The 20,069-nt window shown below is 33.6% G+C and carries 17 protein-coding genes; 7 read left to right on the top strand and 10 right to left on the bottom strand.

The genetic code is table 11. The annotated features are described in order from the left end of the window. The first annotated feature begins 1 nt into the window (after window position 1). From FGM02_RS01060 to FGM02_RS01050, 3 genes are read left to right on the top strand one after another with little or no spacing between them, the layout of a single operon-like run. Entirely contained in the window at window positions 2-1,396 is a 1,395-nt protein-coding gene (locus FGM02_RS01060; RefSeq protein WP_139956101.1) for a four-carbon acid sugar kinase family protein, read from the top strand. After that, window positions 1,389-2,660 carry an MFS transporter gene (locus FGM02_RS01055; protein WP_139956099.1) on the top strand — a complete coding sequence of 424 codons (1,272 nt, stop codon included), beginning with the start codon at window positions 1,389-1,391 and terminating at the stop codon, window positions 2,658-2,660. Before FGM02_RS01060 ends, FGM02_RS01055 begins: the two co-directional genes overlap by 8 nt. Then, the gene (locus FGM02_RS01050) at window positions 2,661-3,689 is read left to right on the top strand and encodes a Gfo/Idh/MocA family protein (protein WP_208021458.1); all 1,029 of its coding nucleotides are present in this window, start codon (window positions 2,661-2,663) and stop codon (window positions 3,687-3,689) included. Between the two features lie 459 nt (window positions 3,690-4,148). Here FGM02_RS01050 and FGM02_RS01045 read toward each other — a convergent pair whose 3' ends face one another. The 6 genes from FGM02_RS01045 to FGM02_RS01020 form a co-directional block, all read right to left on the bottom strand. Beyond that, the gene (locus FGM02_RS01045) at window positions 4,149-5,021 is read right to left on the bottom strand and encodes an AraC family transcriptional regulator (RefSeq protein WP_139956096.1); all 873 of its coding nucleotides are present in this window, start codon (window positions 5,019-5,021) and stop codon (window positions 4,149-4,151) included. Between the two features lie 320 nt (window positions 5,022-5,341). Further along, window positions 5,342-5,824, bottom strand: coding sequence for a dihydrofolate reductase (locus tag FGM02_RS01040; RefSeq protein ID WP_139956094.1), 483 nt, complete (start codon window positions 5,822-5,824; stop codon window positions 5,342-5,344). Window positions 5,825-6,062: 238 nt separating this feature from the next. Beyond that, on the bottom strand, window positions 6,063-6,887 hold the full coding sequence (locus FGM02_RS01035; RefSeq protein WP_139956092.1) for a thymidylate synthase: 825 nt from the start codon (window positions 6,885-6,887) through the stop codon (window positions 6,063-6,065). 147 nt (window positions 6,888-7,034) lie between these two features. Next, complete coding sequence (locus FGM02_RS01030) at window positions 7,035-7,646, bottom strand: bifunctional nuclease family protein (RefSeq protein ID WP_139956091.1); 612 nt, start codon at window positions 7,644-7,646, stop codon at window positions 7,035-7,037. 103 nt (window positions 7,647-7,749) lie between these two features. After that, window positions 7,750-8,712 (bottom strand): electron transfer flavoprotein subunit alpha/FixB family protein, encoded by a 963-nt coding sequence (locus tag FGM02_RS01025; RefSeq protein WP_139956089.1) that lies wholly within the window; start codon window positions 8,710-8,712, stop codon window positions 7,750-7,752. Between the two features lie 88 nt (window positions 8,713-8,800). Next, window positions 8,801-9,547 carry an electron transfer flavoprotein subunit beta/FixA family protein gene (locus FGM02_RS01020; protein WP_139956086.1) on the bottom strand — a complete coding sequence of 249 codons (747 nt, stop codon included), beginning with the start codon at window positions 9,545-9,547 and terminating at the stop codon, window positions 8,801-8,803. Between the two features lie 333 nt (window positions 9,548-9,880). On the opposite strand from FGM02_RS01020, the gene FGM02_RS01015 reads away from it, so the two are divergent. From FGM02_RS01015 to FGM02_RS01000, 4 genes are all read left to right on the top strand, one after another. Beyond that, window positions 9,881-10,861, top strand: a complete 981-nt coding sequence (locus tag FGM02_RS01015; RefSeq protein WP_139956084.1) for a pyruvate dehydrogenase complex E1 component subunit beta — start codon at window positions 9,881-9,883, stop codon at window positions 10,859-10,861. Between the two features lie 69 nt (window positions 10,862-10,930). Then, window positions 10,931-13,408 carry a DUF5686 and carboxypeptidase-like regulatory domain-containing protein gene (locus FGM02_RS01010; protein WP_139956081.1) on the top strand — a complete coding sequence of 826 codons (2,478 nt, stop codon included), beginning with the start codon at window positions 10,931-10,933 and terminating at the stop codon, window positions 13,406-13,408. Between the two features lie 70 nt (window positions 13,409-13,478). Then, entirely contained in the window at window positions 13,479-14,006 is a 528-nt protein-coding gene (locus FGM02_RS01005; RefSeq protein WP_139956079.1) for an inorganic diphosphatase, read from the top strand. 128 nt (window positions 14,007-14,134) lie between these two features. Further along, window positions 14,135-16,450 (top strand): sodium-translocating pyrophosphatase, encoded by a 2,316-nt coding sequence (locus FGM02_RS01000; protein ID WP_139956077.1) that lies wholly within the window; start codon window positions 14,135-14,137, stop codon window positions 16,448-16,450. A gap of 71 nt (window positions 16,451-16,521) precedes the next feature. On the opposite strand, the gene FGM02_RS00995 is transcribed toward FGM02_RS01000, so the two are convergent. The 4 genes from FGM02_RS00995 to FGM02_RS00980 are packed head-to-tail and all read right to left on the bottom strand — an operon-like array spanning window position 16,522 to window position 20,065. Further along, entirely contained in the window at window positions 16,522-17,136 is a 615-nt protein-coding gene (locus tag FGM02_RS00995; RefSeq protein ID WP_139956075.1) for a deoxynucleoside kinase, read from the bottom strand. 30 nt (window positions 17,137-17,166) lie between these two features. Continuing rightward, the gene (locus FGM02_RS00990; protein WP_139956073.1) at window positions 17,167-17,919 is read right to left on the bottom strand and encodes a hypothetical protein; all 753 of its coding nucleotides are present in this window, start codon (window positions 17,917-17,919) and stop codon (window positions 17,167-17,169) included. A 6-nt stretch (window positions 17,920-17,925) separates the two neighbouring features. Beyond that, complete coding sequence (locus FGM02_RS00985; protein WP_139956071.1) at window positions 17,926-18,597, bottom strand: response regulator transcription factor; 672 nt, start codon at window positions 18,595-18,597, stop codon at window positions 17,926-17,928. Continuing rightward, entirely contained in the window at window positions 18,590-20,065 is a 1,476-nt protein-coding gene (locus tag FGM02_RS00980; RefSeq protein ID WP_139956069.1) for a sensor histidine kinase, read from the bottom strand. The genes FGM02_RS00985 and FGM02_RS00980 overlap by 8 nt, the downstream gene beginning before the upstream one ends. Between the last annotated feature and the right edge of the window lie 4 nt (window positions 20,066-20,069).

The following is a 20,069-nucleotide window of genomic DNA, read 5'->3' as shown; positions in this document are numbered from 1 at the left end:
AATGACTGAACAAATAGACATAAAATTGGCTGTTTATAATTCAGACAAGCAAAAAAGTTATAAGGAAGAGATTGCCGAATGCTTGTCTAAAAGCAAACCCGTTATTGTTGTGTTGGATGATGATCCGACAGGTACGCAAACAGTACATGGAGTTTCAGTGCTTACCGATTGGGAGCAGGAAACTTTAGATGGCGAATTTGAAAGTGGTACAAGAGTGTTTTTTATTTTGACTAATTCTAGAAGCTTTCAGGAAAATAAAGCCTATGAAGTTGCTAAAACAATCGCTGATCGAGTAGGGAAATCGGCATCGAAATATAACAAAAGTACCATAATTTTAAGTAGGGGAGATTCTACCTTACGAGGACATTATCAAGCAGAAACAAGTGCCTTGGAAAACGGTTTAGGGCTTGATAATTGCAAACAATTTTTAATTCCTGCGTTTTTTGAAGGAGGAAGAGTGACTGTGAATGATGTGCATTATATGGAGCAGGATGGCGTATTTTTTCCCGTAGGAGAAAGTCCTTTTGCTAAGGATGCAACTTTTGGATATACTGCTTCCAATCTAAAAGAATGGATTTCAGAGAAAACAGGAGGATTGGTTAAAGCGGAAGCGGTTCAAAGTTTTTCTTTAGATGTTCTTAGAAAACAAGGTCCCGTGCAAGTTTGTAAAACTTTATTAGTCAATAAAGCTGACAAGTTTTATGTGGTGAATGCAACCTGTTATGAAGATTTACAATCGTTTGCTTTGGGCTTTTTACAATCTGCTTTGCCAGCAGTTATTAGATGTTCGGCTTCCTTTGTAAATGCTATTGCGAATATTGAAAAAAAAGAACTCCTTGAAAAGTCAGAATTGATAAGTACAGGAATTGGAGGTTTAACAATTGTAGGTTCTTATGTTCCTAAAACAACAGCACAATTAACGAAATTAAAAGAAAACAAATCGTATGCTTTTTATGAAGTAGAAGTAACTAAACTACTGCAAAAAGAAGAACAACAGATTGAAATAAATAAAGCAATCCATTTTATAGATGCAAATTTAGGAGCAGGAAAAGAAGTGGTTATTTACACATCACGACTTGTTAAAACAGGAATTGATGGCGTAGAAAGTTTGAAAATTGTAAACCAAGTTTCTTCTAGCTTGATCCGTATTGTAAAAGGATTGCAAACCTGTCCGAAATATATTTTAGCCAAAGGAGGGATTACTTCAAGTGATATTGCTGTAAAAGCTTTGGGGGTTAAAAAAGCATTTGTTGAAGGACAAATTATTCCTGGCGTTCCCGTTTGGAAGCTAGGAGAAGAAACAAAATTTCCAAAGGTGCCTTATATTATTTTCCCAGGAAATGTGGGAGATAATGATGCCCTTGCCCATATACTAACTAAACTAAACAATGAATAAAACCACTAAATTTTTTCCAAGACGATATTTCATGGTTCTAGGAACTTTCCTATTGTCCTTATTATTATATATCGATAGAGTTTGTATTTCTGTAGCTAAAGATTCTATTTCTGAAGATTTATTATTGTCAGATAAACAAATGGGTTGGGTACTTTCTGTATTTGCTTTGGGCTATGCTTTGTGTCAAACACCAAGTGGAATTTTAGCGGATAAATTTGGACCAAGAAAAATACTTTCTGCCATTGTTATTATCTGGTCCGTATTTACGGCATTTACCGGTTTGGTATGGAATTTTGTTTCCTTATTAATTGTTCGGTTTTTGTTTGGAGCAGGAGAAGCCGGTGCTTTTCCAAGTATTTCAAGGGCGGTGTATAGTTGGATTCCCATGTCGGAAAGAGGATTGGTGACCGGAATTAATTTTTCAGGATCTCGCTTAGGTGCTGCGTTTTCATTGCCACTTGTAGCCTATTTATTAGATGGGTTTGGATGGAAAAATACTTTTTTTATTCTAGGACTTATAGGAATTATTTGGGCTGTTGTATGGTATGCTTTTTTCAGAGACAATCCAGAAGAGCATCCCTCATTAAATAAAGAGGAAGTCGCTTATATTGTTGAAAACAGACAGCAAAAAGCCAAAGATGTGCCAGGAGAAAAATTAGATTTTCAAAGATTGTTGAAATCTAAAAACATGTGGCTGGCTATGGGACAATATTTTTGTAGCAATTTTACGTTTTTCTTTGCGCTTACTTGGTTGTTTCCGCATGTAAAATCTAAATACGGTTTAGAAAATGTTGAAGCAGGAATGTATGCGGCCATCCCTTTAATTTTTGGAGCTTTTGGAAATTGGTTTTCTGGATTTTTAAGTGATTTTATTTATAAGAAAGGGCAATGGAAAAAAGCAAGAGTTTTACCAGCTTCTTTAGGTTTTGCATTGGCAGCTATAGGTTTGTTAATGAGTGTTCATATGGAAACTGTTGAAGGGGCTATTTTGTTTTTAAGTTTGGCCATTTTTGGAGCCGATATGACCTTACCTTCTTCTTGGGCATTTTGTATAGATATAGGAGAAAAACATGCGGGCGCCGTTTCTGGAACCATGAACATGGCTGGAAATGTAGGTGCATTTATTACCGCTTTGTTGTTTCCTTATATTCAAGGTTGGACAGGTTCTGTGGAATTGTTTTTTTACTTAGGAGCTTTGTTTAATGTAATAGCAATATTTTTATGGTTAAAAGTTCGTCCTGAAAAATCATATAAAATGTATTAAATGATGAAAATATTAAAAGGTGTTTGTATAGGTTCAGGGTATTTTAGCCAGTTTCATTTTGAAGCTTGGCAACGAATGGACAATGTGAAAATAGTTGCTGTTTGTGATTTTTCTCTAGAGAAAGCAAAGCTGTCTGCTGATAAATATTCCTTAGGAAACAGTTATACACATGTTGAAGAAATGTTGAAGACTGAGCGTCCGGATTTTATAGATATCATTACGCCTCCAGAATCACATTTTGAATTGTGTAAACTAGCGGTAAAATATAAAGTACATGTAATTTGTCAGAAACCTTTTGGAGGTTCTTTAGAAACAGCTGAGGCTATCGTTAATTTATTTAAAGATGGAGCTGTTAGATTGATGGTTCATGAAAATTTTAGATTTCAGCCATGGCATCGCGAGATAAAGAAATTAATAAATACAGGAATAATTGGCGATAAAATACACACGATTAATTTTCGATTAAGAACCGGTGATGGCTGGGCTGAAGATGCGTATTTAGATAGACAGCCCTATTTTAGAACGATGTCAAAATTGTTGATGTATGAAACGGGTGTTCATTTTATTGATACGTTTCGTTTTTTAGGAGGAGAAGTGGAAAGTGTATATGCCCGATTAAGAAATTTGAATAAAAATATAGCTGGTGAAGATTTGGCTTGGGTGCATTTTGATTTTTCATCAGGAGCTTTTGGTATGTTAGATGCCAATAGATTTAACGAAAATACAGCAGAAGATCCAAGGTTAACTTTTGGGGTAATGCTTGTTGAAGGGAATAAAGGAACGATAAGGTTGCATAGCGATGGGAGTATTAGCCTACAATTATTAGGAGCTAAAGAAGAAAAATATGTTTATGCCTATTCAAAAAATAATTTCTCTGGAGATTGTGTGTTTGAAACACAACGACATTTTGTTTCCGGAATTATAAACAAACAAGAATTTGAAACGGAAGGAGCGGAGTATTTAAAAAATTTAAGAATACAGGATGCGGTATATGCATCGAGTGAAAAAAATAAAGTAATAAAAATATAATACAATTGTCAATTGAGTGGTTCCTTTTGTGGTTATTAGGAATTTATGCTGAGGTTAAAAATTAGTTCATCATAAAAAAGGTTATTGGTATACAATTTATATGAATTGCACTCAATTTGACAATTATTAAAAGTACAACTTACAAAAATTTATAGAATAAAACAATTGTCAATTGAGTGGTTCCTTTTGTGGTTAATGGGAATTTATGCTGAGGTTAAATAAATGAATTCATCATAAGAAGTGTTTAAGGCATACAATTCATTTGAATTGCGCTCAATTGACAATTTTAATAGTAAAAAAAGAAAGACATAAAATACAAGGATCAATTGAGTGGTTCCTTTTGTGGTTATTAGGGATTTATGCTTTGGTTTACAATTATTTCATCATAAAAGGTTATTGGTATACAGTTCATTAGTAACTGCACTCAATTGGATTTGTTGTATTTTAAAAGAAATGGAATTAGGTAATAATTCTCTTCATTTCATTTCGATAGTTAGAAGGACTCCAACCTGTTTTTTTCTTAAATAATTTGTTGAAATGAGAAAAATTATTAAAGCCACTTTCGTAACAAATATCGGTAATACTTGTCGGTTTTTCAGCCAATAGTTTTGACGCATGTACAATTCTATATTCATTTACCAAAGCTGTAAATGTTTTCCCAGTTACCTTTTTTAAATAACGACAAAAGGAAGGTGGTGTCATATTTACCTCTTCTGCAATGTCTTCTAAAGCAATATGACTTTGGAAGTTTTTAGTAATGTATTTAAAAATTTGATCCACTCGATCATTGTCTTGTTGGTATACTTCAACAGCAAAATCTTGCGCATTTAACATGGTGTAATCTTCTGTGATGGCAAGTTCATGTAGTATTTCAATGAATTTTAACAATCTAGAAATTCCTTGCAAGCGAATCAATTGTGTTATTTTTGGACCGACTTCTTTTTTTATTTTAGGATGAAACAACAAGCCCATCTTCGCACGTTCAAATAATTTGTGAATGGCGTCTGTTTCGGGTAAGTTGATAAAAGCTTCACCCAAAAAATCGGGCTTCATTTGCACAATAGTTTCCGTTCCATTGGTAGTAAGTCTATCGGTATACCCCATATGAGGTAAATTAGAACCAACCAATACCAACTGACTGTTTTTAAAATAAGAAATATGATTTCCAATATGTCTTTTTCCCCCGCCATGATTTACATATACCAATTCTAATTCAGGATGAAAATGCCAAAATGGAAAACGATCTTTTACGGAGTCTTTGTAGTGTTTTAACAGGAAAGAGCTTCCAAAATCGGGTTCTATTTTTCTGAAAGTAGGTTTTGTCGTATTCATAATGCTGTTTCTTAAGGGCTTAGCAAATATACTGAATATCGCGTCTTTTTCTGTGTTATATTATCGTTAATAAAGTCATAAAAAATCAACTAGGTTAAAATAGCATATATATATGACAATTAAGATGAGGTATATATCTTTGGAACGGTCGTATCTTTGTCACATAATTTGATGTTAATATCAGATTATTGATTGAAGGTTGAGTGGTTACTTCTAACGATCAATTCTCACTACAATGATATTATTTTATCAAAGATTGGTTTAAGTTTAGTTTAGAAAAAGGAGCAAATCTCTTAGAGATTTCTCCTTTTTTTTATGCCTTATTTTTTGGAATAAGATACAAAGCTATATTCGTACTTATTCTTTTCATCCGTTGTAAAACGTTTTCGTTTGGTTTCCTTCCAAACTGTTAAATCTATTTCTGGAAAAAACACATCCGCTTCAAAATCATGATGTACTTCTGTAATGTCTAATTGATCTACCAAAGAAATGGCTTGTTTGTAAATTTCTGCGCCTCCTATTATAAAAGGACTTTCATCGTTTTTTGCAATTTCCAAAGCAGCTTCAATAGAATTAACAATGATGCAGCCTTCTGCTTTATAGGCAGGGTTTCTAGTAATTATTACGGTTGTTCTATTGGGCAAAGGTTTTCCTATAGACTCGTAAGTATTGCGACCCATAATTATATGGTGACCTGTAGTTGTTTTTCTAAATCGAATTAAGTCTGCGGGTAAGTGCCATATAAGGTCATTGTCTTTACCCAATGCATTGTTGTTTGCAATTGCGGCTATTATTGTTGTCATTGTATACTAATTATGTAAGCAATTCAAAGCTAAGGGGAATAGGAAAGTACAGTAGATGTTTTTTCTAGTTGCCTTTGAATTTTGAAAAGCTTGTATTTTTTGTTTATCTTTTTTGGTTGAATGCCTCTTTACTTTTTTTTAAACTGCTGTTTAGTCTTACTTAAAGTGGACAACAAAAAACAAGCACTAAATAAATTTTTTCATAGCATTTTATTTTAGTTTGTTTTTGTTTTGATAATTACACAGATACTTTTCCCTTAATTAAAGGATGAGGATCATAACCTTCTAAAGTAAAATCGTCAAAGGTAAAGTCAAAAATTGATTTTATTTCTTGATTTATTTTCATGGTAGGTAAAGCCTTTGGTTCTCTTGACAGTTGTTCTTCTATTTGATCAAAATGATTGGTGTAAATATGTGCATCACCAAAAGTATGAATAAATTCTCCTACTTCTAAGCCAACTACTTGAGCAATCATCATGGTAAACAAAGCATACGATGCGATGTTAAAAGGAACTCCTAAAAAGATATCAGCACTTCTTTGGTACAATTGACAAGAAAGTTTTCCTTCAGCAACGTAAAATTGGAAAAAAGCATGACAAGGAGGCAACGCAGCTTTGTTATTGGCTACATTTTCAGCAAAAGAAATACTGGTGTCAGGCAATACACTCGGGTTCCATGCAGAGACTAACATTCTTCTGCTATTAGGGTTTGTTTTTAAGGTTTCAATAAGTTCCGCAATTTGGTCAATTTCTTCACCATTCCAACTTCTCCATTGATGTCCGTAAACGGGGCCTAAATCTCCATTTTCATCTGCCCAGGCATCCCATATTTTTACTTTGTTTTCTTGTAAATAGGCAATATTAGTTTCGCCTTTTAAAAACCAAAGTAACTCATGAATAATAGATTTAAGGTGTAGCTTTTTGGTGGTAACCATTGGAAATCCTTCGGACAAGTCGAAACGCATTTGGTAACCAAATACACTTTTTGTTCCTGTTCCAGTTCGGTCTCCTTTAAAAACACCGTTTTCTTGAACGTGTTTTACTAAATCTAAATATTGCTTCATGTATAATTGTTTAAAAAGATGGCCTTTTTGTTACAAGGCAATCTTCACAAAAATAAGAAAACCAAAAAAGAATTTTTAATAGTCTTGAGATATTTTTAGAAAAGTAATTAACAGTCTGAAAAAGCAGTTGTTATTGTGAAAAACAAGTTAAACTCGTTTGTCTATTTCATCACGTATAATTGCCGCAGCCTCATAGTCTTCTTGAGAAACAGCGTTGTTTAAGGCTTCGTTAAGTTCTTTTAAGGAAAGTTTGGAAAGTTCATTTTCTGAATTGGTATCCGAATCTTCTCCTAAAATTTCTTCTAGTTCGTAGTCATTTGTGTCAGAAATAATTTCTTCTGCATCTAACTTTAAGTAAATCCCGGCTTTTTCTAAAATGGCCTCATAGGTAAAAATAGGCGCGTTAAAACGAGTTGCTAAAGCTATGGCGTCAGAAGTTCTGGCGTCAATTATTTCTTCCAATCCATCTCTTTCACAAATTAAACTAGAGAAAAAAACACCGTCCACTAATTTGTGAATAATTACTTTGGTAACATTAATTTGAAATCTATCTGAAAAGGTTTTAAACAAATCATGTGTCAATGGTCTTGGAGGTTTTATTTCTTTCTCCAGAGCAATGGCAATTGATTGAGCTTCAAAAGCGCCAATTACAATAGGTAAGGTTCTGTTCCCGTCTATTTCAGTTAATACAAGCGCATAAGCACCACTTTGGGTTTGGCTGTACGAAATTCCTTTGATGTCAAGTTGAATTAAACTCATATATGATACTGCTATAGCGGGTGCAAAAATTAAACAGTCTATACTGTAAGACAAAATTATCTTACTAGTATAGACTGTCTTTGAAGGCACAATTTAATAAAAATTACGAATTTTGAGCCTTAAATGCTTTTAACTTTTCAATTAATTCTGGAACTACTTCAAAAGCATCTCCAACAATTCCATAGTCAGCTACTTTAAAGAAAGGAGCTTCAGGGTCTGTGTTGATGACAACTTTTACTTTGGAAGCGTTGATTCCGGCAACATGTTGTATGGCGCCTGAAATTCCAATGGCGATATATAAGTTAGAGGCAACAGGTTTACCGGTCTGGCCTACATGTTCTCCATGTGGTCTCCAACCTAAATCAGAAACCGGTTTAGAACAAGCTAATGCTGCGTCTAATACTTCTGCTAAATCTTCAATTAATCCCCAGTTTTCTGGTCCTTTTAATCCTCTACCACCAGAAACAACTATTTCTGCATCGGCAATAGTAACTTTTCCTGAAGCTTTATTTACCCCTACAGAACTCACGCCAGAAGCAATGATTTCAGGAGAGAAGTCTTCCTCGCTTGCCGTTGTGTTGTTTTCAAAAATTCCGAAAGAGTTTTTTGCCAAGCCAATTACTTTTACTTCGGTGTTAATTTCCGTGTTATTGAATGCTTTGTTTGAAAAAGCTTTTCTCTTTACTACAAAAGGAGTTGTAGAACTAGGCGCTGCCATTACGTTCGAGGCAAATCCTGCATTTAAGTTTACAGCAACCAATGGAGCTAGATACAATCCGTTAGAACTAGAATCAATAACCACAACTTGACTGGCCTCTTTTTCTGCTACTTGTTGAATGATATTTGCCGTAATTTTGGCATCAAAGCTTTTTAAAACTTCATTATTTACTTTTATGATTTTGGCAGCACCATAGGCAGCCAATTCAGCAGCATTATCTGCGTTTATAGTCAATGCAACTAATGAAACTCCTAATTGTTCTGCTACTTTTTTTCCGTAAGAAACTGCTTCAAAAGCAATTTTTTTAAATTTCCCCTCCGATGCTTCGGCAAAAACTAATACAGACATATTTTTTTTATTATAAATTATAAATTGTGACGAATGAATTTCTTTTAGGGAACTCCATAGGTCATTTTTGATACTTGGTCCCCAAAAGTTAAATTACTTTCGCCTCGTTGTGTAATAAATCAATTAATCCATCAATGTTTGAAGCATCTACTAATTTACAAGCCGACTTTTCAGCTGGCTTTTCAAAATTAATTGCTTTTGTAGCTACTTCTATCGTTTGAGGTTCAACTATGGCAAGTGGTTTTTTACGTGCCATCATAATTCCTCGCATGTTTGGAATGCGTAAATCCTTTTCTTCAACCAAACCTTTTTGTCCCGCAATTACTGCAGGCAATGTAGTCGCTAAAGTTTCTGTACCTCCATCAATTTCTTTTGAAGCTGTAACTGCGCCACTTTCAATTTCTACACCTACACAGGCATTTATAAAATTAAAATCTAAAAGTGCAGCTAGCATTCCTGGAACCATAGCGCCATTATAATCAATCGATTCTCTACCTGTTAAAATCAAATCATAAGCATTTGCTTTCGCAACTTCTGCCAATTCTTTCGCAACTTGAAAACCGTCTAATGCTTCGGTATTTATTCTGATTGCATCATCTGCACCAATGGCCAAGCATTTTCTTAAAGTAGGCTCTGTAGTGGCGTTTCCAACAGTAATCACTGTTACCGTTGCTCCTTGTTTTTCTTTGAACCACATGGCACGACTTAGTGCAAATTCATCATATGGATTTATGACATATTGAACACCTGTGGTGTCAAATGCTGAATTGTTATCAGTGAAGTTTATTTTTGAAGTCGTATCGGGTACGTGACTAATACATACTAGAATTTTCATTATATAGTGACTTATAAGGTTAATTTTGCAAAGCGAAGTTACTGTTTTTTTTTCAAAAAAACTATGCATGCATAGTAAAATAATACGATCATATTTTGCTAATTTTTAATTGATTAAGGACGGTGTTTTTTTTGTGAGGTTTCGTTTCTAGAGGCAAGTCAGAGTCAAAAAGCAGATTTTAGGAGATTCTTAATTTTTTATAAGTTTTAATGAGGATGCCGTTATGATAGGAATCTAAAATAGAATATTAGATTATTTTTAGCTTTTTTAAAAACTAAGTATAAATAATGAAATGAAAATCCTTATTTTTGTTCGCTCATAAAGAATACTATAATGAAGACAATACAATTTAGAGAAGCAATTTGTGAAGCAATGAGTGAAGAAATGCGTTTGGATGAAAGCGTATACTTAATTGGTGAAGAGGTTGCAGAATACAATGGAGCCTATAAAGCTTCTAAAGGAATGTTAGATGAATTTGGTGCAAAGCGTGTTATTGACGCGCCCATTGCTGAATTAGGTTTCGGAGGAATTGCGGTAGGTTCTACAATGACGGGTAACAGACCTATCGTTGAATACATGACCTTCAACTTTGCTTTGGTTGGTATTGATCAAATTATAAACAACGCGGCTAAAATCCGTCAAATGTCAGGAGGTCAATTTCCTTGTCCAATTGTATTTAGAGGACCAACTGCTTCTGCAGGACAATTAGGTGCAACACATTCACAAGCTTTTGAAAACTGGTTTGCAAATACTCCTGGATTAAAAGTTGTGGTACCTTCAAATCCTTATGATGCAAAAGGTTTGTTAAAGGCAGCAATTAGAGATAACGATCCTGTTATTTTTATGGAGTCTGAGCAAATGTATGGTGATAAAGGTGAAGTGCCAGAAGGAGAATATATCATTCCTTTAGGTGTTGCTGATATCAAAAGAAAAGGAACAGATGTAACTGTTGTTTCTTTTGGAAAAATTATAAAAGAAGCTTATAAAGCTGCTGAGATTTTAGAAAAAGAAGGGATTTCAATTGAAATTATCGATTTAAGAACTATTCGTCCGTTAGATATTGATGCGATCATAGAATCTGTAAAGAAAACAAACAGATTGGTTATTTTGGAAGAAGCTTGGCCATACGGAAATATTTCAACTGAAATTACATACCAAGTACAAGAAAAAGCTTTCAATTATTTAGATGCACCAATCAAACGTATCAATACAGCAGATACTCCAGCACCATTTTCTCCAGTTTTATTGGCAGAATGGTTGCCAGATTATACGGATGTAATCAAAGAAGTAAAAGAAGTTTTATACGTGAAATAATAGCACAAATAAATCAACGTTATATAAATTCCTTTCTGTTTCAGAAAGGAATTTTTTTTAGAGAAACGCATGAAAAAAAATATCGTTTTATTTTTCTTACTAATAAGTAATCTCTTTTTTGCTCAAGTTCGAGTAAAGGGTATTGTAACAGATACTTCTGGCAATCCAATTCCTTATGCTACCATTGTTTTGAAGAATTCCTCCATTGGAGAAATAACAGATGAAAAGGGAACTTTTTATATTGAATCTACAAATAGCTATCCTGCATTGATCGTTTCCTTTTTAGGTTATGAAACAAAAACAATTCCTTTGACCAAAACGAATAATTACGATTTAAATATTGTCTTAAAAGATGAAGCTTCAAGTTTGGATGAAGTCGTTATTTATTCAGGAAAACAAAAAGTAAAAGGAAATCCTGCTATTGATATTTTAAAAAAAATATGGGCTAAAAAGAAAAAGAATGGGGTGTATTTACACAAGCAATATCAATACGATAAATATGAAAAGATAGAGTTTGATATGAACAATATCGACAGTACTCTAATGAAAAGTAGAATTTTCAAAGGGATGGAATTTGTCTTTGATCATATAGATACCTCTAGAGTCACTGGAAAATCGTTTTTACCCATCTTTATTAACGAAGCTTTTTACAAAACCTATGGTTTAAATAAACCGACCACTAAATTTAAAGAGGATTTACAGGCTAATAAAAACTCCGGATTTCAAGGGAATCAATATGTTATTTCCTTTGTAAAGGATTTGTATGTAGAATATGATATTTACGATAATTATATCAAACTGTTTAATAAAAGTTTTACAAGCCCTTTGTCTAAAACAGGTGTAAATACCTATAATTATGTTTTGGCAGACAGTACGTTTATTGAGGGAAAATGGTGTTATAATATTGTGTATTATCCAAGACGGACAGGTACCTTAACCTTTAAAGGAGATTTTTGGGTAAATGATACAACCTTTGCGGTGAAGGAAATTAATATGGAAGCTTCTAAAAGTGCCAATATTAACTGGATCAAAGATTTGTATATAGAGCAAAAATATGAAGTCCTTAGTGATTCAATCTTCTTATTAAAAAAGGATTATATCCAATCTGATTTCAGTCTGACGAAAAAAGAAAAATCGAGAGGGTTTTACGGAAAACGAACAACGCTTTATAACAATTATAATTTTGATATTCCGAAAGATATCGCTTTTTACGATGTGGTTTCTGATGTGTATGCAGATAGTATTCATAACAAATCTGATAGTTATTGGAAGGAGAATAGATTTGAAAAACTAAATAAAAACGAGGAAGGTGTGTACAGTATGTTAGATACGCTAAATACGGTACCAAAGTTTAAAAGAATGTACAATTTAGCCTCTATATTGGCCACAGGATATATTAGTTTTAATAAGTTTGATTTTGGCCCGGTGTTTTCTTCGGTAGGTGTCAATGATATTGAAGGTTGGCGACTAAGAGTAGGAGGTAGAACGTATTTTGGTCCAAATGATTTATGGCGAATTCAAGGATATACGGCATATGGGTTGAAAGACAAAAAATTCAAGTATGGAGTATCTTGGAAATGGATGTTCCGAAAGAAAAATCGTTGGATACTAGAATTAGGAAAACGACGAGATTTGGAGCAAATTGGGGTTAGCTTAACCACTTCAAATGATGTGATGGGAAGAAGTTTTGCTTCTTCAGCTTTTTTGGCAAGTGGTCCGTCTGATCAGTTGACTAATGTAAATTTGTCGACTATTTCGTTGGCAGCAAATTTAAAGAAAAACCTAGAAATTAAAGTAGGATCTTCGTATAAAACATTAAAACCACCTGGCTCTGGAGATTTTAATTTAAATTATATTGATAGTGAAGGAAATATTCAAACCAATACAAATGAATTAGAAGCTTCTATTTCATTAGAATATACACCTAAAAGAAAAACAGTGGGTGCTGGTGTTGAATTGAAAAATGTGAATAGTAATTTTCCAACACTTTTTCTAAGTTATTCAAAAGGTTTTAAATTTAACAAAAGTGATTTTGATTATTACAAAGCTCAGTTTTATTACAGTCAGCCTTTTCAAATTGGAGGTCTTGGAGCTTCAAAGGTGACTTTAGAAGCGGGTAAAACGTTTGGAAAAGTACCTTTAGGTTTGTTAAGTGTGGTTCCTGGAAATCAATCTTATTTTACTATTAGCAATACTTTTGGTTTGTTGAATTATTATGAGTTTGTTACAGATACTTATACAACCTTAAAATTCAAACATAATTTTAATGGTCGTATATTCAATCGTATACCACTTCTTAAAAAACTAAACCTAAGAGAAATAGTTGGAGTTAGAAGTGTATGGGGATCTGTTTCGCAAGAAAATAAAGATTTAAACAAATCTAATGTCATTTATAAAACTCCTGAAGACATATATATTGAATACAGTGCCGGAATAGGAAATATTTTAAAAGTATTCAAAATAGAGTTTTTATGGAGAGGAACCTACCTTGATGTGCCGGGTTCTCATAACTTTGGCGTAAAGGGATCCTTCGGATTTTCTTTTTAATATGAAGGCTTAAGTTTATATTTTTCGTATTTTTGCAGGAATTAATTAGTAAGCTAAAAACCAATAAATTATGAGCGAGGAAGAAGTAAAAACTTTTGATGTATTAATTGAAATTCCTAAAGGAAGTAGAAACAAATACGAATTTGATTTTGATTTGCAAAAAATTAGATTTGATAGAATGTTGTTTTCTTCTATGATGTATCCAGGTGATTACGGGTTTGTTCCACAAACTTTAGCCTTAGATAAAGATCCTTTAGATGTTTTAGTTTTAGGACACCAACCAACCTACCCAATGGTAGTAATGGAAGTTCGTCCAATCGGAGTTTTCCATATGACGGATGAAAAAGGACCAGATGAAAAAATTATTTGTGTACCTGTTTCAGATCCTATTTGGAATAATAAAAGAGATATTGCAGATTTAAATCCACATAGATTAAAAGAGATCGAACATTTCTTTAAAGTTTACAAAGATTTAGAAAAGAAAAAAGTAGATACAGGTGGATGGGGTGATGCTGAAGAAGCTAAAAAAATCTACATCGAATGTGTTGACAGATATAATAACAGTGAGCATAAAGCAAAAGGAGATTTTTCTATTTAAAATTGATTTTTGATCAAATAAATATAAATACCGTATCTATTAAATTAGATACGGTATTTTTTTATCAATTATATTTCATTACTTTAGGGAGCTTTAAACCAATTTGTTAAACTAAATCAAACTTAAAAATGGAAGTAATCGTGAACTATTTACCCCTCTTTGGGGTGTTGGCTTTGGCCTTTGTATTTGTGAAAAATACTTGGGTTTCTAAACAAGAAGAAGGAAATGAAAAAATGGCTCGTATCGCAAAAAATATTGCCGATGGGGCCATGTCTTTTTTAAAAGCCGAATATAAAGTTTTAGCAATTTTTGTGGCAGCAGTAGCTGTCTTATTATATTTTAAAGGTGATGCTGAAGTGGGGTCTAGTGGAATGGTCGCCGTTTCTTTTATTATAGGAGCTATTTGTTCTGCCTTGGCAGGTTTTATTGGTATGAAAGTAGCAACCAAAGCAAATGTAAGAACGACCCAGGCTGCAAGAACTTCATTAGGAAGAGCTTTAGAAGTTGCTTTTGCAGGTGGAGCTGTTATGGGATTAGGTGTTGTTGGTTTGGGTATTTTAGGCCTAAGCGGGTTATTTGCTATCTATCAAAATATTTGGCCAGGAGCTGAAAATTTAGCCATGGTGTTAAATGTACTTTCAGGTTTCTCTTTAGGAGCTTCTTCTATAGCTTTGTTTGCGCGTGTGGGCGGAGGTATTTATACCAAAGCTGCCGATGTTGGTGCCGACTTGGTAGGGAAAGTTGAGGCAGGTATTCCTGAAGATCATCCTTTGAACCCAGCAACGATTGCCGATAATGTAGGTGACAATGTGGGAGATGTCGCAGGTATGGGCGCCGATTTGTTTGAATCTTATGTTGGGTCAATTATTGGTACCATGGTTTTGGGAGCTTTTATTGTTACACCAGATATTGTGGGTGGATTAGGAGCCGTGTATTTGCCACTGGTTCTTGGAGCCGTGGGAATTGTGATGTCTATTCTAGGATCCTTCTTTGTAAAAGTAAAAGATGGAGGAAATCCGCAAACAGCTTTAAATATTGGGGAATTTGGTTCGGCTGGATTAATGGTGGTTGCATCTTATTTTATTATCAATGCTTTGATACCTGAAGCTCATGCTGAATTGCCTTTTGGTGCTATGGGCGTGTTTTGGGCAACTATTGCTGGTTTGGTAGCAGGATTAGGTGTTGGAAAAATAACAGAATATTATACGGCAACGGGTAAAAAACCGGTGATGTCAATTGTAGAGCAATCTGAAACTGGAGCGGCAACAAATATTATTGCTGGCTTGGGTGTAGGCATGATGTCTACCGCAGTTCCTATTTTATTAATTGCGGCGGCCATTATGGTGTCGCATCATTTTGCAGGTCTATATGGAATTGCTATTGCTGCTGTGGGTATGTTGGCAAATACAGGTATTCAATTGGCTGTAGATGCTTACGGACCTATTTGTGACAATGCAGGTGGAATTGCTGAAATGGCAGAATTGCCAAGTGAAGTAAGAGAACGTACGGATAAATTAGATGCTGTAGGTAATACTACTGCAGCTGTAGGAAAAGGATTTGCGATTGCCTCTGCTGCATTAACAGCTTTGGCTTTGTTCGCGGCTTTTATGAAAACAGCAAATGTAACCGCTATTGATGTTTCGCAGCCTCAAATTATGGCAGGATTGTTAGTTGGAGGAATGTTACCTTTCGTGTTTTCTGCCTTGTCTATGAATGCTGTTGGTAGAGCTGCCATGGCAATGATTGAAGAGGTTCGTCGTCAGTTTAGAGACATACCAGAATTAAAAGCGGCATTGACAGTTATGCGTAAATATGATTCAGACATGAGCAAAGCCTCTGAAGAAGATAGAGCTATTTTTGATGCTGCAGATGGTGTTGCTGAATATGATAAATGTGTAGATATTTCTACAAAGGCTTCTATTAAAGAAATGGTTTTACCGGGTTTATTGGCTATTGCCGTTCCAGTCGCTGTTGGTTTTATTGGTGGAGCTGAAATGTTAGGAGGTTTGTTAGCAGGTGTAACTACTTGTGGTGTGCTAATGGCCATCTTTCAGTCAAATGCTGGTGGAGCCTGGGACAATGCTAAAAAAACAATTGAAGAACAAGGGAAAAAAGGAACAGATGCGCATAAAGCATCGGTAGTTGGAGATACGGTTGGTGATCCGTTTAAAGATACATCGGGTCCTTCTTTAAATATTTTATTGAAATTAATGTCGGTTGTGGCTTTGGTTATTGCGCCAAGTATTGCAAATGAAGCAGCACTTGTTACCTATGTAAATGAAAAAAACAATGCGATTGAGTCCATTGAACTTACTACTCCTTCAGAAGAAATAAAAGTAGAGATTTCTAAGGAGGTAGAATTAGAAGAAGCAAAAACACAGGAAGTTTCGTTTATAAAGCTATTTGAAACGTATGCTACGATAAAAAAGGAAAATGATTGTTAAATAAAATATCGAACAAAAGTAAAAAAGCTTCTCAAAAATTGAGAAGCTTTTTTTATAGTGTAATATTGGGTTTAAAATAAACCATTGATCTGCGCATCTACCCGGTCTATAATAGAGCCTAAGTCTTCTGGGTTTTCTACAAAATCAATTGCATCAACATCGATAATTAATAATTTTCCTTTGGTGTATTGCGTTGCCCAAGCTTCATAGCGTTCGTTTAAGCGACTTAAATAATCAATGCTTATGGTGTTTTCATAGGCTCTTCCTCTTTTGTGAATTTGCCCTACCAAAGTTTTGATATCTGCTCGTAAATAAATTAATAAGTCAGGAGGAGTTACCAAGTTTTCCATTAAGTCGAATAAGGAATTGTAATTCTTATAATCTCTATTGGTTAGCAAACCCATAGCGTGTAGGTTGGGTGCAAAAATTTTTGCATCCTCATAAATCGTTCTATCCTGAATGATATTTTTACCACTCTTTTGAATTTTTAAAATTTGATTGAAACGTGTATTTAAAAAATAGACTTGTAAATTAAATGACCAACGTTCCATTTCACTATAAAAATCATCCAAATACGGATTGTCGTCTACAGATTCAAAATGAGAATCCCAATGGTAATGTTTTGCTAATAATTTAGTTAGGGTCGTTTTTCCTGCTCCTATATTTCCTGCTATTGCTATGTGCATTGAATAGATCTTAATAATTTAAAGGCTAATTTAGTCATTTTTATTTAGTATAAAATGATTGACTTTTTGCCCGTCAAAGATATATAAATCATTGTTCGTAAATTGGAAATTGACCATGTTTGAAATAGAAATTTTTATTTTTTCTATTCTTGATTTGTCATGAAGATACAGTTGCTTGTTTTTAAGATAGATAATACGTTTGTTGTCTATTTCAAAATCGTCCATAGTTTTTATAGGAGTGCTTGCTACTTGATTTCCTAAATAATCATACGTGTTTATTAACGAGTCCGATTGCATAAAAACTTCATTCAAGTTACTTCTCATAGCAGAAAAATGGATGTTTAAAAGGGGACTTGTTTTGTTTTCAATAGTGTTGCTTTTGTAATTATAGACTTCCACAAGCGCTTCATCTCGATTAAAAATCCATAAATTATTGGCGCCAGATTTTCTTGCAAACAAAACATTGTAGTCAAATGTAATTTTATCTGTTTCGTTTAGTTGGTTGTCTAATAAAATAACCGTGTTAAAATCGGCGTAAAACAAAACGATCTTATAAGGATTGCTAATATCTGCGGAAGTAATTGTTCCTAAAGAAAAGTTTGTATAGGTTTTTTCCTCGTTTTTAAAGAAGCTATTGTTTTTGATAGAGTAGGTGTTGTTAAATTGATCTATACCAACAAAACGATCTGCATTTAATGATTTTGTACTTTGTAAGCTCGTCTCAATTTGTGCGTTTCCAAAAGTAATAAAAAGAAGAGCTATGCAAGTCAGTAAAAATTTCATGTAGTTTTAGCAAATTAGTTTATAGCCATAGCCTCTAACATTGATAATTTTAATGTTGCTGTCTAAGATAAGTTTTTTTCTTAATTTACTAATGAATACATCCATACTTCGGGCATTAAAAAAATCGTCATTCCCCCAAAGTTTTTTCAAAATAAAAGAACGATCCAAAACATCATTCTTATTTTGGTATAAATGAAACAATAGATGAGCTTCTCTATGTGTTAAAGAAAATTCTTTTGAATTGTGTTTTAGGATTTGCTTTTTAAATTCAAAAAAATAGTGTCCTATTTGTAGACTTTCTTGGCGACCATTTCGCCTTAGTAATGCATGAATTCTAACAATTAATTCTTCCATACTAAAAGGCTTTTTAAGGTAATCGTTACCGCCTAAATCAAACCCTTCTACCACATCACTGGTTTGCGATTTTGCTGTTAAAAATATAATGGGCGTATCTGCATCTGTTTCTCTAATTTTTTTGGCAACACTAAAACCGTCTAAAATAGGCATCATGACATCTAATACCAATAATTCGGGTTTGTCTTTTTCGTAAGCTTCCAATACTTCTTGCCCGTTTTTACACCAAAGCACGTCAAAATCTCTACTTTCCAAACTGTCCGTTAAGATTTCGCCTAAAGAAAGTTCGTCTTCAGCCAATATAATTTTTATGGGATTACTCATTTTTTAAATCAATTTTAAAGCTGGTCAATTTTGTGTTTTCGGTTTCAATTTCTATGGTGGCTTCATGTTTTTCAATTATTTTTTTTGTGTAAAACAAGCCAATTCCAAAGCCTTTGGTATCGTGTATATTTCCTTTTTGAATTCGGAAAAATTGATCAAATATTTTATGTTTATGTTTTTTGTCTATGCCAATTCCGTTGTCTTGAATGCGAATAGAAATAGTATTGTTTTCAGCAGTAATTGAAACAGTAATTTCCGTTCCTCCATATTTAATAGCGTTGTCCAATAAATTGTCGATGGCATGTTCAAAGTGAAAAGTATCGACATTATAATTTAGTTTTTCAATATTTGGTTTGAAAAGAAATACTTTGTCTGGCGAAATTAATTGATGCTTGTTGGTACAGTTTCTTAAAAGTTGCACCAAATCTGTGGGTTTTCTTTCTATGACTAATTTATCGGAGTGCAGGGTTGCAATGTCTAGTATTTTCTCCACCATCTCATTTAGTTTTTGAACCTGTACAGCAGACATGTCAATATATTTTTCTGTTTTGGCGGTGTTATTTGTTTTGTTGAAATTCTTTATAGCTTCTAAAGCGGCACTAATTGTGGCAATTGGCGTTTTAAATTCATGACTCATATTGCTAATAAAATCATTTTTAATAGCGGCAATTTTCTTTTGCTTGTTTATAGTGTAAAGTAAATACAGCAAACAAGAAATAATACTTAGTGAAAGCACTAAAGAAAAAAAGATGTCTCTTAAGGAGCGTCTTAACAGAAAAGTAGTTTCATCGGTATAATGAATTTTTAACTTGCCTCCTTTGTGCGGTAAATAAGAAGAGTTTGAAGTAACGCTGATATGTTTTTTCGGGAAATTTTCAAAATGTAATTTGGATATCTTTACAGTATCATCACCATATCTACGGTGCGTATAACTTAATGCATAGTTTAAATTTAGACCTTTTCTTTTTAGGTCTCGTGCTAAATACTTATCTAATTTCTTTAAATCTAAAGAGTCTTTTGTAAATGAAACATACACTTTAGAAATTAATTTGTCTAAGTGCTTCGGGATTCTTTTTTTATAATTGTAAATATTTTTTGACGACTTTTTATCGCCATGTATTGGCGAAATAATATAGGTTTTTGTCGTGTCCGTTTTTGAAAGTATTTGCAAGGTACTATCAATTTTTGACTTGATACTTTCAGAAAAACGATCCTTTACTCTTAAAGTTTCTGTAATGGTTTTATTAGGGTCTTCCGTGTCTTCAGAGGTTAAAGAAAGAATTCCTCCCTTGGCCACATTGGCAAAATAAGTGTCTACTGCTTTGTCTAAACAAAAGTGCACTTGCTTATATAGTAAATGTCTATTGGTGTCGTACTGACGGATGTTGGTGTACACCTGCGCACTAATAGTCAACACAATAGTGCAGCTAATAAATACAATTATCCAAATGTTTTGATTCCGTTTCATAGGT

It is taken from the genome of Flavicella sediminum, assembly GCF_006381105.1.
GTDB classification, from domain to species: domain Bacteria; phylum Bacteroidota; class Bacteroidia; order Flavobacteriales; family Flavobacteriaceae; genus Flavicella; species Flavicella sediminum.
Note: the sequence above shows the minus strand (reverse complement) of the source record. Positions and strands in the feature narration are given on the sequence as shown.